General features: G+C 73.5%; 13 protein-coding genes. 3 read left to right on the top strand and 10 right to left on the bottom strand.

The genetic code is table 11. The annotated features are described in order from the left end of the window. Positions 1–369: 369 nt before the first annotated feature. Positions 370–768 carry a hypothetical protein gene (locus tag ACF09E_RS33475; RefSeq protein WP_392209746.1) on the bottom strand — a complete coding sequence of 133 codons (399 nt, stop codon included), beginning with the start codon at positions 766–768 and terminating at the stop codon, positions 370–372. Positions 769–912: 144 nt separating this feature from the next. Beyond that, the gene (locus tag ACF09E_RS33470; RefSeq protein WP_392209744.1) at positions 913–1,440 is read right to left on the bottom strand and encodes a hypothetical protein; all 528 of its coding nucleotides are present in this window, start codon (positions 1,438–1,440) and stop codon (positions 913–915) included. Positions 1,441–1,828: 388 nt separating this feature from the next. Here ACF09E_RS33470 and ACF09E_RS33465 point away from each other — a divergent pair, with 388 nt between their 5' ends. The 3 genes from ACF09E_RS33465 to ACF09E_RS33455 are packed head-to-tail and all read left to right on the top strand — an operon-like array spanning position 1,829 to position 4,229. Further along, positions 1,829–2,353 (top strand): hypothetical protein, encoded by a 525-nt coding sequence (locus ACF09E_RS33465; protein WP_392209742.1) that lies wholly within the window; start codon positions 1,829–1,831, stop codon positions 2,351–2,353. A 2-nt stretch (positions 2,354–2,355) separates the two neighbouring features. After that, entirely contained in the window at positions 2,356–3,567 is a 1,212-nt protein-coding gene (locus tag ACF09E_RS33460) for a histidine kinase (RefSeq protein ID WP_392209740.1), read from the top strand. Next, positions 3,564–4,229 carry a response regulator gene (locus ACF09E_RS33455; protein ID WP_392209739.1) on the top strand — a complete coding sequence of 222 codons (666 nt, stop codon included), beginning with the start codon at positions 3,564–3,566 and terminating at the stop codon, positions 4,227–4,229. Before ACF09E_RS33460 ends, ACF09E_RS33455 begins: the two co-directional genes overlap by 4 nt. A 143-nt stretch (positions 4,230–4,372) precedes the next feature. Here the strand turns inward: ACF09E_RS33455 and ACF09E_RS33450 are convergent, their stop codons facing one another. The 8 genes from ACF09E_RS33450 to ACF09E_RS33415 form a co-directional block, all read right to left on the bottom strand. Continuing rightward, positions 4,373–4,654, bottom strand: coding sequence for a DUF3253 domain-containing protein (locus tag ACF09E_RS33450; protein WP_392209737.1), 282 nt, complete (start codon positions 4,652–4,654; stop codon positions 4,373–4,375). Positions 4,655–4,726: 72 nt separating this feature from the next. Continuing rightward, positions 4,727–5,125, bottom strand: a complete 399-nt coding sequence (locus ACF09E_RS33445) for a hypothetical protein (RefSeq protein WP_392209735.1) — start codon at positions 5,123–5,125, stop codon at positions 4,727–4,729. 103 nt (positions 5,126–5,228) lie between these two features. Continuing rightward, complete coding sequence (locus ACF09E_RS33440; RefSeq protein ID WP_392209733.1) at positions 5,229–5,831, bottom strand: SLATT domain-containing protein; 603 nt, start codon at positions 5,829–5,831, stop codon at positions 5,229–5,231. Between the two features lie 49 nt (positions 5,832–5,880). Next, positions 5,881–7,266 (bottom strand): hypothetical protein, encoded by a 1,386-nt coding sequence (locus ACF09E_RS33435; RefSeq protein WP_392209731.1) that lies wholly within the window; start codon positions 7,264–7,266, stop codon positions 5,881–5,883. Continuing rightward, positions 7,266–8,657 carry a hypothetical protein gene (locus ACF09E_RS33430; RefSeq protein ID WP_392209729.1) on the bottom strand — a complete coding sequence of 464 codons (1,392 nt, stop codon included), beginning with the start codon at positions 8,655–8,657 and terminating at the stop codon, positions 7,266–7,268. Before ACF09E_RS33430 ends, ACF09E_RS33435 begins: the two co-directional genes overlap by 1 nt. Further along, on the bottom strand, positions 8,633–9,820 hold the full coding sequence (locus ACF09E_RS33425) for a hypothetical protein (RefSeq protein ID WP_392209727.1): 1,188 nt from the start codon (positions 9,818–9,820) through the stop codon (positions 8,633–8,635). The genes ACF09E_RS33430 and ACF09E_RS33425 overlap by 25 nt, the downstream gene beginning before the upstream one ends. Next, complete coding sequence (locus tag ACF09E_RS33420; RefSeq protein WP_392209725.1) at positions 9,762–10,271, bottom strand: hypothetical protein; 510 nt, start codon at positions 10,269–10,271, stop codon at positions 9,762–9,764. The genes ACF09E_RS33425 and ACF09E_RS33420 overlap by 59 nt, the downstream gene beginning before the upstream one ends. A 196-nt stretch (positions 10,272–10,467) precedes the next feature. After that, positions 10,468–13,911 carry a hypothetical protein gene (locus tag ACF09E_RS33415; protein WP_392209723.1) on the bottom strand — a complete coding sequence of 1,148 codons (3,444 nt, stop codon included), beginning with the start codon at positions 13,909–13,911 and terminating at the stop codon, positions 10,468–10,470. Positions 13,912–14,213: the final 302 nt, after the last annotated feature.

Raw genomic sequence — 14,213 nt, 5'->3', positions numbered from 1 at the left:
CCGGCGGTGGGGTCCTGCGGCGAGGGCGGAGGAACAGGCGGTGGGGGTGCCCACGAAAGTCCGGCGCGCCCAGGGGTGTTGATCGGAAATGCAGGAGATCGGCATGGCTGGACCATCATCCCGGACGCATGCCCCGCCTCGTGGAGGAATGCCCCATCTCGTACGGAGTGAGGCCAGGCCGGCCATCCTCCCTCGGTCCGGTGCGCCGGACGGAGGGGACGAGCTCGGCGCCGGGGGCCAGGCAGCCGGCAGTGCGGGGGAGGGGGGCGGGGCCGGCGGAGCAAGCGCGACCCCGCACGGCGATCATGAGGCGAGGCCGGGAGGCGGATCATCGGCCGATGGCACCGCGGTCGCGCGCCCCGGCGACGGCTAACGCGCGAGGTCGGTCCTGGTTCCGGCACGCCGCGAGCGACCCCGCAGACGTACGACGAGCGGCAGGGCGGCGCCGATCAGCGTCATGACGGCGGCAGCGACCCAGTGCCGCGTCTGCTGGCCCAGGAGCAGGCACGAGAGGGCCCCGAACCAGGCACCGGCTGCCGGAATCAGCGCGGCGTGCCGCTCGGCGGTGGTATCGGTGAGCGAGGCCACGCAGAAGTAGCCGACCATGAACCCGCCGAACAGGCCGACGGAGTACCACTCTCCGCCGTCCGGGAGGGTGTAGCCCTTGCGGGTCCGTTCCAGCCCGAGGTCGACGGCCCCGGCAACCGCCCAGAAGAACGCGCTGGAAGCCACCACGCCGAGAGCGACGCGCCACGCCGTATTCGTCATGGCGGGATCGTACGAGCGACGACTGACGCGCGGCCAGGATGTCTCCTCCGTCCCTTCCCCCTGCACCCGGGGCACTCGCGTCGAGCGGACCCGATCACGCCCGTACGGAGGCCTGGTGTACGGAATCCCGGCGATCGAGGGCCGTCAGGAGCGTCGACGTCCGCTGGGCGAACTCCCGGGAGCCGGCGTTCCCGGCGTGCCCGGCACACGTCCGGCCCGTGCGGAGAGAAGCTCGCGAGAGGCCAGCGCGACTCCCCCGAGCAACGCGGTACCGGCCGCCGACGCGGCGGCCGTGACCCGAATCCTCTGCGGCACGTCCTCGACCTCCCTGCGCTCGCCGTCGCCCATGACGCACACCGTGCGCAGGCTGCGGAAGTCGACCTCGTAGTCCACCGCCCCCCGCAGCTTGGCACGGCACGGGTGGGTGTAGGGGAACGGAGCCGAGTCCGCGCCGCCGTCCTGCGCCACGACCACGGTCGACATCAGGACCAGCGCCCCCATCGCGTACGACGCCACGGCCGCGGCACCGCTCGCCAGCGCGCAGCCGGCGAGCGCGCGCCACCACCCGGGCCAGCGTCTGCTCCTCGTGAAGGCGATCCTGACGGACTGGATCAGGAGGAAGACGACGGATGCGAGGGCGGCCAGAAGGACCACCGGTAAGAAGAAGATCATGGTGCTGCCCTTCCTCGTGCTCAGCCGCGCTCGGCCTCTCCGCCGTCGCCGAACTGAACGTGACGCCAACCGGGACGTGCGACGCGTCCACGACGTGAACAGGAGTACGACCGTCTCCGTGATCGACATGCGCGAGGGCCTGTTCGGTTCCCCGCCGGCGCCGCGCCCGGACATTCCTGCCCCGAGGACCGGCCGTGCACCTCGTCACGGAAGGTTGTCAGCGTGCCGTGATCACGTCGGAGACGACCGGGACCACGTCCGCACCCGCGGCAGGATGCACCCTCCGTGATGTCCGGTGATCCCGTCGGGACCTCTCCACCCTGGTTCCACCCAGGGTTCCACCCCTGGGTGCAGGTGCTGCGAGCTGCGGCGCAGCAGTCTGGAGGGCATGACAGCAACCGAGTGGATCACCGACGCAGCACTCATCCTGGTCGTCTTCCGGCAGCTGCGGGAGGGCCGTCTGGACCGTAGGACGTTCCTGCTCCCGCTGGCCATCGTGGCCTTCGTGGCGTACTCCTACCTGGACACCATCCCCACCGGAGGCAACGACCTCGTTCTCATCGCCGCGCTGATGGCGATCGGTGCCGTCCTCGGCATCGCCGGCGGTGTCTACACCCGCATCCGGGCCCTCGACGGACAGCTCCTGATCAAGGCCGGTGCCGTGTCGGCGATCCTGTGGGTCGTGGGCATGGGGGCCAGGATGGGCTTCCAGGTGTGGGTCGAGCACGCCGGCGGGGCCGACGACGTCGCCCGCTTCAGCCTCACGCACCACATCACCGGGCAGCAGGCATGGGTGGCGGCCTTCGTCCTGATGGCGCTCACCGAGGTGGTGACCCGCGTGGCCACCATCTACGTGCGCAGCAGGACCCACAAGGCGCTCCGCCCCGTCGCCGTTCTCGATCGAGCGGCCTGAACGTGCAGTATGTTCGGTTCGTGCCCGCAGATCACAACGCCCCGCCTCCCAGGTCGGACCCCGGCCCGGGGGCGGGTGCGCGTCGCGTGCCCGGACAGGACCCCCGGGTGCAGTGGGTGGCGAGCCTCGCGGTGGTCGTCGTGGGCGCGGTGACGATCCGTCCCATGGGGTTCACCGGCCAGGGCCTGGCCGTGGCCGTACTCTTCGTGGTGAACGCCGCCGCTCTGCTGGCCAGGCGCCTCCCCGAGCACAGGGTCCCCCCGCGTCTGGTCCTGGTCTGGCTCACCGTCGGCGTCGTCGCGGCAGCCGCCCTGATCGGGGTCAGCAGCAGCGGTACGGGCTACCTCTTCGCGTTCTTCCTCTCCGGTCACATCGGCTACCGGCTGGAGACCCGGCCGGCCCTCGTGCTCGCAGGGCTGTGCAGTCTGCTGTGCGGCGCGGTCCTGTTCTTCCGCCTCGGGCCGGGGTACGAAGCCCTGCCGTGGGTGTTCGGGCTGCTGACGGGTCTGCCGGTCGTGATGGGCATCCTCAACCGCACACAGCGTCAGGCGGTACGGGCGGCCATCGAGGCGGCGGAGGCGGCCGAGCGCGCGGCCCGGGCCGAGGCCCGTACGGCCGTCCTCAGCGAACGCAGCCGGATCGCCAGGGACGTGCACGACGTGCTGGCGCACTCGCTCGCGGGGATCAACATGCAGCTGGAACTGGCGGACGCGCTGATGGAAACCGGCGACCTGGACAAGGTCCGTGAGGCGCACGACAAGGCGCACGGACTGGTCAAGGACAGCCTGCGGCAGGCGCAGTGGACCGTGCACGCGCTGCGCGAGGACGCCCTGCCCCTGCGGGAGACCTTGGCCGCGATGCTGGAGTCCTCGGGCCACCATGAGGCCCTCACCGTGAACGGTACGGTGCGCGACGTGCCTGCCCGGGTGACCCAGGACCTCCTCCGGATCGCGCAGGAGGCCCTCACCAACGCGGCCCGGCACGCTCCCGGCGGCGAGGTCCGGGCCGAGCTGACGTACACCGCGGAGACGATCGCGATGCGTGTCCGCAACGGGCCGGCGACCCGCGAGGCGAGCGCGGGCGTAGGCAGCGGAATGGGCCTGATCGGCATGCGCGAACGGGTCGCGCTCCTGAACGGAACGCTCACGACGGGCCCGATCACCGAGGGACCGCAGCGCGACGGCTGGCAAGTGGAGGCAGTGATCCCGGCATGAGTGACGATACGGATCGGCAGCGGTTGAGGGTGGTCGTGGCCGACGACCAGGCGGCCGTGCGCGAGCCGCTCGCGGCGGTACTCGCGCTGGCCGGGGACATCGACGTCGTGGCAGCGGCGTCGAACGGCCACGAGGTCCTCAAGGCGGTCGAGGCCGGGCCGGTGGACGTGGTGCTGATGGACCTGAGGATGCCTGTGATGGACGGGATCGAGGCCACGCGGCTCCTGGCCGAGCAGCACCCGGAGGTCGCGGTGGTCGTGCTCACCACCTTCGCCGACGACGACTCCATCCTGGGCGCACTCAGCGCGGGAGCCCGCGGATACCTGACGAAGAACGCCGGACGCCGCGACATCACGCGGGCGATCCGGGCCGCCGCGGCCGGTCAGTCCGTCCTGGACCGCGAGGTCCAGGACCGCCTGCTCGCCACGGCACGGGCCAAGGCCCCCGCGCCGACGAAACGGGACCTGCCGGACGATCTCACTCCGAGGGAACGAGAGGTGCTCGCGCTGATCGGCCTCGGCCTGCCGAACCGCGGCATCGCCGAGAAGCTGTTCATCAGCGAGGCCACGGTCAAGACCCACATCAACAACCTCTTCGCCAAGGCCGGCCTCCGAGACCGCCCGGACGCGGTCCGCCTGGCCATCGAGGCGGACCTCGCCTGAGGGGCGCACCGTGAGCCGGAGCCGGAGCCGGAGCCGGAGCCGGAGCCGGAGCCGGAGCCCGAGCTGGAGCTGGAGCTGGAGCCGGAGCCGGGTGCGGCAGTGCGGCCCACGGCGGTGGGACGGGTGAACCGGCACCACCGGCTTCAGTCCGAGTGACGTGCGCGGCGGATGCGCAGAGGCCCCCGTGCCTCGTTCTCCGTCACAGGCCGGCCGCCCTGGGTCACCTCGACCTCGCCGGCCGCCACCAGACGCCAGGCCGCCCGGCGGGCCGGCTCCATCAGATCCCGCCAACCGTCGTCATCGCCGTCGTAGACCTCGCGTGCCACGTCGGACGGACAGATCGAGGCCGTCTCGGCGCGGCGCTCCAGCAGGTGCCTGGTGGCCGTCTCCAACCGCCGGGCGAGCTGCCGATCCGACCGCGTCATGCCTTCAGTGTGGCACCGCGGGACCGGCGACGCCCGTACGGGCGCGGCTCCTGCGTGTTCCCGGGGCCGATGTCACCTCGACGGTCCGGCTTCGGGCATGACCACGACCTGGTACGCGTCCTCGTAGACGACGCGCCCGGGGTTCGTGGTCTCCAGGCGCCGGCAGTCCACTCCGTGCGCGGCGAGCAGCTCCAGGTACCCGTCCACCCGGCCCACGAGCTCGACGGCCGACGACTTGAACCAGGCGACGGCTCCGGGGTTCACCTCGGGGTCGTACACGCGGGCATCGACGTGACTGGGGTTGGGGTAGTTGGCGTCGTACCAGTCGTTGTTCGACCTCCAGAACCGGTACTGCTCCTCGGTCAGCCGGCCCTGCGCGGCCAGTTCGTTGGCGAGGATGAAGACTCCGGGATAGTGCCCCCGCTCGTGCCGCTCGGTCCCCTGGAACCGTACGTACAGTGCTTCGTCCATGACGTACTCCTCGTCGTGCCCCGATTCCGACTCCGCACGGGATCCTACGGAGTCCGCGGCCGGTCCCTCTGCCATGACCGGCTCGGCGGAGGCGGCCCTTCGGTCAGGGAGAAGGCGTCCGGTCGACGGAATAGGTCTGCCCGCCCGCCCCCATGTTGGCCCGGGCCTTGCGGTACGCGCGGCGGCTGGGCGGCTCGGCGCCGGCGTTCTGCTCGTCGCGGCGGGTGGTCAGGGCGGCCAGGGCCTCCCGGGCTTCGACGGGACTCCAGTCGGGGAGATCGATCTCGCGGTGCTGCCGTGCGGCCGTCTGGATCGCCAGATACGCGTTGGCCGCGGTGATGGCCTGCGTCGCCCTCTGAGGTGCGTTCACCGTGGTGAGGACCGCCCCGAGGCCCGCCGACAGGAGGGCCAGGATGCCGGCCGCCGTCGCGCCCGTGGACTCGACGAGGGCGGTCGTCCCGGCGACGGCGGCGAGCAGCGTCGCGGGCAGGCCGAGGAGCCAGTGCGTCGCCCGCCAGCGTTTGCCCTCCTCGAACTGGCACTGCGCGCTCCACATGGCGCTCTCCTCCAGCCGCCGGAACTCGGCCTCGACGGAACGCAGACGCCTCTCGCCCCCGTCGGCGCCGGAAGCAGCCGTCCCGCCCAGGGGGTCCTCCGGGCCGTGGGCGGTCGAGGCCGTCGCTGTGTCGCCTGGTGTGCTCTCCACCCGCTCACGGTATCCGGCCATCGTTGCTCAGGGAGCGGAACGACCGATACTACGGGGGCAGTTCCTCCTCGTACGTGGCCAGCGCGGCGTGCGCGGGATGGCGCGCCGGCAGTCCGTCGACCAGCTCGTGCCAACGCACCGGACCGATCAGTTCGTTGGCCCGCAGCGAGGCGAGCAGCTCTGCTGCCGGCACCCGGTCGAGGAACAACAGGGGGACCGGGGGCCCGTCCAGGTCCACGTCGAACCCGCCCGAGGGCGCGGGCACGGCGATCCGGCCGTGCAGGACGGGACCGACACGGCCCAGCAGCATCCAGTAGCGATCGCTGCCCGGCGCTCCGGCGACGACGCCCGCCGGAACGAGCCGCACCGGGTAGCACACGGGCCCCTCGGCCTCGTCCGCTCGGCGCCCGGCAGGGGCTCCTGACGCCTCCGCGGCGGCGGGATCGATCTCCATCTCGACGGTCACCCGGCCCCCTCGCGTGACGGTCACCTCCGCTTCGACCGGCCCCTGCCCCAGCGAGACGGACGTCGGCCCGTCCTCGTCCCCGTCGGCGGCGCGGAGGACGAAGGTGGAGTCGAGGCGCGCCAGGAGCGCGAGGTGGTCACCCGCACGGGGCTCGGGGGCGCTCAGCCGGGCGGCGGCGAGCCGTGCGCTGTGGTGGAGCACCGGGTCCGCGCCGATGCGCAGGGCGACACCGGCCAGTGCGGCGCGGGTCGGTGCGGGAAGCCGGTGCGGATCGGCCGCCAGCAGCCCGGCGATCAGGGCGGACGCCTCCCGCCCGAACCACGGCCCGGGGCGTTGGGTGCGCAGCCCGGACTCGAGGACGGACAGCGGCCCGGCGAGCGAGGTGGCGGCGGGAGTGAACCAGTGGCGCAGGGGACCGTCCGGGGCGGGAACCGCGGCGGACGGCGGGCCCGCCTCGTCGAGGAGTGCCGCGGTCGCGCGGGCGGCGGCCTCGACCCGGTGCCACGGCAGGCAGTGGAAGAGGGCCGCGGGGACGGTGGTCTCCCGGTCGAGCCGGTGCAGCAGGAAGTACCGCAGCTCCAGGCTTTCACCGGTCAGCCACTCCACGGTCGTGGCGTCGGCGGGAGGGGCGGACCACCGTTCCTCGAACCGCGCGACGAGTTCGGCGCCGTTCGCCGAGACCTCCACCGGTGCACCCCGGTCGTCGAGTTCGACCACCAGCGAGTCGTCCGGGGCCCTCAGGGCCAGGGCGCGCACGGGGTCGCCCGTGGGCTGCCGCACGGCTGCGGCGGCGCGGGTCCAGCCGGGGGTGAGGAAACGCGAAGCGGTCCGGGCGTCCGCCCGTTCGTCACCGTCGTTGATCGGGCCGAGGAGTCCGGGCGCGCCGGAGGTGGCGCCCGGGCTCAGCCGCGCGACCCAGCCACTGAGCGGGCGGTGTGCGGGGCGGGAGTCGCCGCCGGTTCGGGGCATCAGACGCCTCCGCTCCGGTCCGGCCGGGCGGTGGGGGCCGGCCGGACCCGAGGGGCGTGGTCGTGGTGGATGTCAGGCGCGTCACCCGTCTCCGGTCCGTCCGATCCGCCGGGCGCGGCGACGTCGATCCGCCGGTCGCGCGTGGAGAGCCTGTCGAGCAGCCCGGACGCCGCCGGCCCGAATGCGCGGAGTGATTCCCCCTGGGCGGCCGTCGGGCCGCCCGGCACCCACGCCTCCCAGAGGGTCGCAAGCCTGAGCCATTCGTCCTGGCCGGTGTCGAGTGCGTCGATGCGAGCCGGAAGGTCCGCGGGGAGTTCGAGCACCCAGTCACGCAGCCCGGCGGTCTCGAGGCCGGGCCTCGTCTCCCAGCGGATCAGGAACTTCGCCGCGCGCAGCAGGAGTTCGGCGCAGGTGACGGGATCATCGGGGCGTCCGGGCGGGACCAGTCGCAGGGGTCGCCCCGGCCCTTCCGCCTCGTGTCCGAGGTCGGCGAGGGCGCGCCCGAGCGGGTCCAGAACGAGCTGTCGCACGGGGTCGTACAGCAGGGTGTTGACGGTGAGGTCGCGCTGGTGGGCGTCCTGGCTCAGGTCGGTTCCGGTCGCGGGATAGGGCAGGCCGGTGAGGCCGAGACCCCGGTACTCCAGGGTCCGCCGGTCGCGGTGGACCGTCAGGACGGAGCAGACCAGGGAACGGGGGCTGAAGCGGGGCGGGAGTTCGGCACTGTCGCCGTCCAGGGCGAGCACCTCGTCGACGGCGCGCAGGAAGGCGCCCGCCGGAGCGGTGCCGGTGGCGTCCAGGTCGCGTACCGCCTCGGGGGCGCCGCCCGCGACCAGGTCGCGGGGCGCTCCTCCGGCCAGCCAGACGCCGTGACCGTCCGAGGTGAGCCGGTCCACGAGGTGGCCGAGGTAGCCGGGGGCCTCCGGACCGTACAGCAGTCCGTCGAGGGACGCGACGAGTCCGGGACCGATGTCACTCGCCCGGTGCACGTGCCGGTCGTCGAGCTGGTGGCCAGGCGCCAGGCCCGCACGTGCCAGCGTGGGGTGGTCGGCCGGGTCGGCGCTCCGCTCCGGCGGTCCGCTCGCGTGCTCGTCGCCGTCGAGCAGCAGACGGTCCCCGAGCCGGTCCGCCGCGTAGCCGGCGTCCTGCGTCCGGGGGCCGCCGCGGTGACCGAAGCCGAGCACCCGACGGCCGTCCACGAGGTCACCGGTCATGAGGGGCCCCGGCCGGGGGCGCGGCGACACGTCCCCGGCCCCCTGCTCCCCGGTGCTGCGGGCCTCGACCGCCTGCGCACCGGCCTCCGGTTCGCCTGCCTCCCGCTCCTGAACCCTGGGGGCCGGTACTCCCGGGTCCCCGGTCAGCCGGTCGTTCAGCCTGCCGCCAGTCCGGTCCACAGGGCTTCTCCCTTCGCGTCCGTCCGGAAGAGGAGCGGTACCTGGGGAAGGTCGCCGCCCCACGTGTTGTAGACGACCCCGCCGTAGTCCACGTCGCTCGCGTCGGGGCGCGCGCCGAGCAGGGCGACGTCCCGGAGCTGTTGTGGCGTGCAGGTGATGTCCTGTCCGGGCTCGTCCACGCAGCTGCTCAGCCCGGGATACATCAGGCCCTCGGTGCCGTTGCGCCCGGGGTGTGCGCGGATGGCGCGCAGGACGGCCGCGGGCCCGTCCTTGCCTCGGATCCACTCGTGCACCCCCGCACCGCAGGTCCCGCAGAGGGCGACCAACCCTGCGGTGTCGCCCCGTACGGCCGCCTCCTCGATCCGGCGGGCCAGCCGGACCACGGCGTCGGGCAGGCGTTCGCCGTGGTCGTCCACGGAGGTCACCGTGGCGGCCGGCGGTTGCGGCGCGGCCTTCGGACGCCCGGCGGCCGCGCTCTCGGCAGGGGTGAAGGTGAACGCGGACACGCCCTTGGCCAGGGTGTGCTCCCGGTCGGCCGAGGTCAGGGTCAGGGTCCCGGTGTAGTCGGCGATTCCGGACGGCGCGCGGGTCAGGCCGAGGGAGGACTCGTCCCCGGCGAGTCTGGCCACCCGCCCGTCGGCGCCGAGCGCGATCCCGAGCATGCCGGTGCCGAGGAACGTCCGGGCGCCGTCCCGCACGTAGTACGACACGAACCTGTCGGGGCCCGGGACCTGGCAGGTCTGGAGGGGGCCGTAGGTGACGGTGACCCCGTCACCGGCCCAGGCGAAGGAGGAGACCGTGCGCTGTCGGTCGCCGATCAGGGCTCGGCGGAAGGGGAGGTCGTCCGGCAGGTGCCGGACCGGGTCCGTGGAGGTGCGACCGGAGTGGGTGAGCAGGGTCGACCGGGTCCAGCAGGCGCCGCCACTGTCGGCGGTGCCCCACGCGAGTGCCTTGCCGTCGGGGGAGCGCAGGGCGTCCGTGAACGTCGACGGGCGCTTCGCCGGCAGGAGCTCGCGAACGGTACCGCGCCGGTCGACCGTGGCCAGGGTTCCCTGCCCCCGGGTGACGCCCGGGCCCTCGGGCAGTGTGGCGAAGACGACGACGTCAGCGGGTCCGCCCGCCGCGAGCCGGGCGTACGAGCCGCGGCCCGTGCTGAGCGGCACGCGGCGCGCGGGCTCCGCCGGGAAGCCCGGGGGGGAACAGGGCGAGAGAGGAGCCGTCGGCCGCCAGGGTCGCCAGGTCCTCGCCGAGGAAGCCGAGGCCGTGGCAGGGGCAGGCCTGGGAGTAGGGCTTGCCCGTGGCGACGTCGTAGATGTGGATCTCACCCGTGCCTCCCGAGGCCTCCACGTCCAGCCAGGCCAGGCGGCGGGCGTCGGGCGACCAGACGACCGTGGTGGGCGGCGTGGCCCCGGTCCGGGCGGCGAGCCATGTGCGGCCTGCCGCGTCCGCCAGCATCACGGTCCGCTTCTGCGGCTGGACGAAGGCGAGCACCGGGTGGTCGCGGTCCGGTTCCGGACCTGCGGGGCCGCCGGCGGGGCGGGGCCCGGACGGCGGAGCGTCGTCGCCCGCCGTGCAGCCGACCGCGGCGAGCGTCCCGGCGAGGAGGAGGGCCACCAGCCGCCGGACGCGTCGCCCGCCCCGGTGCCCCGGGCGGGACGGGGCGTCACCTGACGCTCTCCGCCGGACGGCCGGGCCGACCGGAGTACGGACGGACGCGGTGTGGCCCGACGGCCGGGACGGCTCCGGGAGCGACGGGTCGTGCGGGGAGGCAGGGCCGGGACCGGAAGGACGTGCGGGTTCCATGACGGTCTCACTTCTTCTCGGGGCACAGATCGATGTACGGCTCGTCGGGGTCGACGAACTCCTTCCACTCCTCTTCGGTGAGCCCGGAACCGGTCCAACGGCACAGCACCTCGCCCCAGTCGACGGAACCCACCCGCCAGAGCTCCACCGGCCCGGCGGGCCGGTCGCCCTCCCGGCCCACGGACGAACGGGTGATCCCGGCCAGCACCTGGCCGTCGGGGGACCAGCGCAGATGAAGGATGCGGTCGGTCCCGGAGACCTGGAGCTCGGGCAGGAGGGGGTCTCCGGTGCCGGTGTCCCGCACGGTGACCCGGTCGCCGTACCCGACCGCGACCTGCGCACCGTCGGGCGACAGGGCGATCGAGGACGGTTCCGTCACCGCGCCCGTGAGGCGCAGCGGATCTCCCGTCCGGTGCAGGTCGGCGTCGAGGAACCGTACGGTGTTGTCGAGACCGAGGAGGGCCACGCGCTTCCCGTCGAGGCTCCAGGCGAATCGGTGGACCCGCGGGGTGTCGACCACCCGGGTGGTGCGGGTGACCAGGTCGACGAGGACGAGACGGGCGTCCGCGGCACCAGGCCGCTCCAGGGCGAGGGCGAGCGGCCGGCTCTCGTGCAGGGTGAACCCGAGCCCTTCGCTCGCACCGAGCGCCACGGTGCCCAGCGGCTTCCAGGTGCGGGTGGACCACAGGTACAGGGGACCGTCGACGTGCCGGGCCACGAGGAGTTCCCTGTCCGGCACGAACCCGACGCCGACGGCGATGCGGTGGGCGCTGGTGCCCTGGTCGGCGTTCGGGGGGCGGAGGCCCTTGAGCCAGGTTCCGTCCCGCTTCCACACGACGATGTTCGAGGCCCCTCGGAACTGACCTGCGGCGGCCACGAACGCGGGGGAGGAGGCCGCGTCGTTGATGAAGTGGCCGGATGCCGGATACTCCGTCAGGACCGGGTACTCGGCCAGCGCCGGGTCCTGGTGGTAGGCGAGCGGGTCCGGCCGGATGCTCCGGAGGCCGTAGGAGAGGTTCCCGCTGACGTCTGTGAGCAGCAGCGACCCGTCCGGGTCGAAGGTGGCGGTGCTCGACGCCCCTCCGGGGAGCAGTCCGAGCGGTCCGGGGCGCCGGTCCAGGACGCCGACCCAGCCGTCGCGTCCGGCCGTGACCACGGTGAAGTTCCTGCCGACCGCGGCGGCCCCGGTCGCCCCTCCGCGCGGCCTCTCCAGGCCCCGGCTGGCGGCCGCGTCGCCGCCGGTGCCCAGGGGGATCAGCGCGGCGCCCGCGTCACCTGCGATGACGACGCTCCCGCTGTGACCGATCAGGACCTTCGGCGAGTCGGCCAGTCCGCCGACGGGGTAGTCGAGTTGACGCTTCTTCACTCTGTCCCACGCCAGCACTCCGCCCGGGGTGGCCAGCATCACGAGACTGTCGTCGGCCCCGAGGGCGGTGGCCTGGCCCGGGATGTCCTCGTTCTCGATCTCGCCCTGGACCTTGTGGCTGTCCAGGCCGACCGAGACCACCGCGTTGTCGTCGAGGAGCAGGACCGCCCGCTCCTCGGCCGGAAGCTGCCCCGAGACCCAGGGGCTCGTCGCCACCGCGGCGTCGACCACGCTCCACCGTCCCCGGCCGGCCCGGTGGCAGGCGGACTGCTCGCGCGTGAGCAGGTCGTACTGGGCGATCGTCCCGTCGTTGCGCACCTCGACCAGCCGGCTCCCGCCCTCGGTGAACGTGGTCGCCACGGGGTACGTGTCCGGGCCCGCGCAGGTGGGGCCGGGGAGGGCTCCGAGCAGCTTGGGAACGGCGCTCTGGGCCGAGAACAGGAGGGTGCCGTCCTTCCCGTGCGCGGCGAGCATGCCGCTCTCGGGGCCGAACACCAGCCCGCCGAACTCCCCCTTCACGAATCCCAGCGGCTTGCCGGTCCGCAGGTCCCAGGACTTGAGGTAGGGGTCGTCCCCGGTCGTGTACACCCGGTCCCGCGCGTCGTCGACGGCGACGCTGTCCACGCTGCCGGGGCTGGCCTTCCAGGAGATCCGGAGCCCGGAGTTGGCCTCCAGGACGTCTCGCATGGCCTGCTCGGCGTTGGGGGTGCCGGATGCGATCCGGCGGCCGGCGAGCGCGAGCAGCCCGGCCAGCCTCGGCTCGCTGCCGCGCCGGGTCATCGCCTTGGCGACGAGGCCGGCGGCGAGCTTCTCGCGATCCTTCGTCTCGCCGCGCTCGTACAGCACGTACGTCGCTCCAAGGAAGACGAGTGCCAGCGCGAGCAGGACCACGATGACCGGCCGGAGAGACCGCAGGACGGCAGGCATGTCCACGGTGCGGGCCGCCTTGGCCGCCTCGGTGACGGTGTGGACGGGTTTCAACTGGGCGGAGCGGTCGCCCTCCCAGGCCTCCAGAGCCCGCCGCCGGTCCTCGTGGGGGAGGACGACGGTCTGTCCGTTGTCGACGACGCTGAGCTTCGCCTCGTAGCCGCCGACCCTGGTCAGCCGGCCCTCCGTGCTCCCGTCGAGCGCGCCGATCAGGGCGATCCGGGGGTTGAGCCGCGACCAGCCGGTCGCGAGGCGACGTACGCGTCCGCTCTGAGCTCGCCTCACCTCGTCCAGGAGTACGGCGAAGGCGCAGCCCAGTGAGGGGTCGGTGGCCATCGCGGTGACCCCCTCGTCGTCGGTGAGCGACCAGAGGACGGTTCCGCGCACATCGCGGCTCGACGCGATCCAGGCATGGCGCAGGGAGGTGTGGAACTTCTCGTCGGCCCGGAAGCCCGACATGGTGCGGGGATCCGGTACGAGCGCGGGCGGCCCCTCCGGGAGCACCGCCACGCTCAGTGCGCCGCGCACCCCGGTGTTCCCGCCGTCGAACAGCACGCTCGCCGATGCCACCGCCTCGGGCCCGGGCAGCGCGTCGTCGAGTGTCAGCAACCACAGCAGCAGGGGCAGTGACGCGTCCCGGTCCTGTGGCCCGAGGTCTTCGAGCAGACGCCGGATCCGCGCCGGGTGCCCGGCATCACCGGACGGGAAGGCCCGGAGGAGGCCCTCCACCGGCCCGTCGGGGGACGGGAGCCGGGCCCAGGAGTTGTCGAGCCACCGTGTGCCGGCGGTCAGTTGTGCCGCGGCACCGTCCAAGTCGTCGACGAGGGCGAGTCCGAGCGCGGCGGAGGCGCGAAGCGCCTGCACGACCCCTGGCTCCGCGTCCCTCGCCGGGCGGAAGGGCGGATGGTCCGCCAGGGCGGGGACGGTGGTCCGCGCCGCCGCGCGGGGCATCATGAGCGTGTGGACCTGCGTCGTCTCGTCCCGCACGCGACGGAGTGCGGCCACGTCCTCCGCGGCGATCCTCTCGCGCAGGTACGCGAGTGCGGGCTGCGCCGGCGACAGCAGGGCCTGACGGGCCGCCGGACGTTCCCTCATCGCGAGCCGCGGGCCGGCGAGTAACTCTCCGATGTCCAGCGGCGCGGACGGCGCATCCGCCATCGTCTCTCCCCCTCGCGCACGACCGGCGGAGCGGTCCGCGCCGGTTGAGAACACATAGTGGCACCGGAGACGGCCGCGCAGGAGGAAGTCGGCGACATCCCGTTCTCTTTGGACTTCTGGTACTACACCGGCTCTTGGGCGGATTGAGGGGATCGGAGCGTGGGGGCTGACCGGCCCGGGACGGGAAGCCGCAGCTCCCGGCACCAGTCGGTAGGGTCCCAAGCCCCTCAGGCCTGAGCGCACCGAACAACCGACCGAGTCGCCCTCCAGGCCCTTCGGCCGGCCCTGTGACCTGCTGCTCG

This window comes from Streptomyces sp. NPDC014891 (genome assembly GCF_043081085.1).
Taxonomy (GTDB): Bacteria; Actinomycetota; Actinomycetes; order Streptomycetales; family Streptomycetaceae; genus Streptomyces.
Note: the sequence above shows the minus strand (reverse complement) of the source record. Positions and strands in the feature narration are given on the sequence as shown.

Excerpts from the sequence above, each read along its gene's own strand:
- ACF09E_RS33455 (WP_392209739.1), top strand. The coding sequence starts at position 3,564 with ATGAGTGACGATACGGATCGGCAGCGGTTGAGGGTGGTCGTGGCCGAC.
- ACF09E_RS33465 (WP_392209742.1), top strand. The coding sequence starts at position 1,829 with ATGACAGCAACCGAGTGGATCACCGACGCAGCACTCATCCTGGTCGTC.
- ACF09E_RS33415 (WP_392209723.1), bottom strand. The coding sequence starts at position 13,911 with ATGGCGGATGCGCCGTCCGCGCCGCTGGACATCGGAGAGTTACTCGCC.
- ACF09E_RS33470 (WP_392209744.1), bottom strand. The coding sequence starts at position 1,440 with ATGATCTTCTTCTTACCGGTGGTCCTTCTGGCCGCCCTCGCATCCGTC.
- ACF09E_RS33445 (WP_392209735.1), bottom strand. The coding sequence starts at position 5,125 with ATGGACGAAGCACTGTACGTACGGTTCCAGGGGACCGAGCGGCACGAG.
- ACF09E_RS33475 (WP_392209746.1), bottom strand. The coding sequence starts at position 768 with ATGACGAATACGGCGTGGCGCGTCGCTCTCGGCGTGGTGGCTTCCAGC.
- ACF09E_RS33450 (WP_392209737.1), bottom strand. The coding sequence starts at position 4,654 with ATGACGCGGTCGGATCGGCAGCTCGCCCGGCGGTTGGAGACGGCCACC.
- ACF09E_RS33435 (WP_392209731.1), bottom strand. The coding sequence starts at position 7,266 with ATGCCCCGAACCGGCGGCGACTCCCGCCCCGCACACCGCCCGCTCAGT.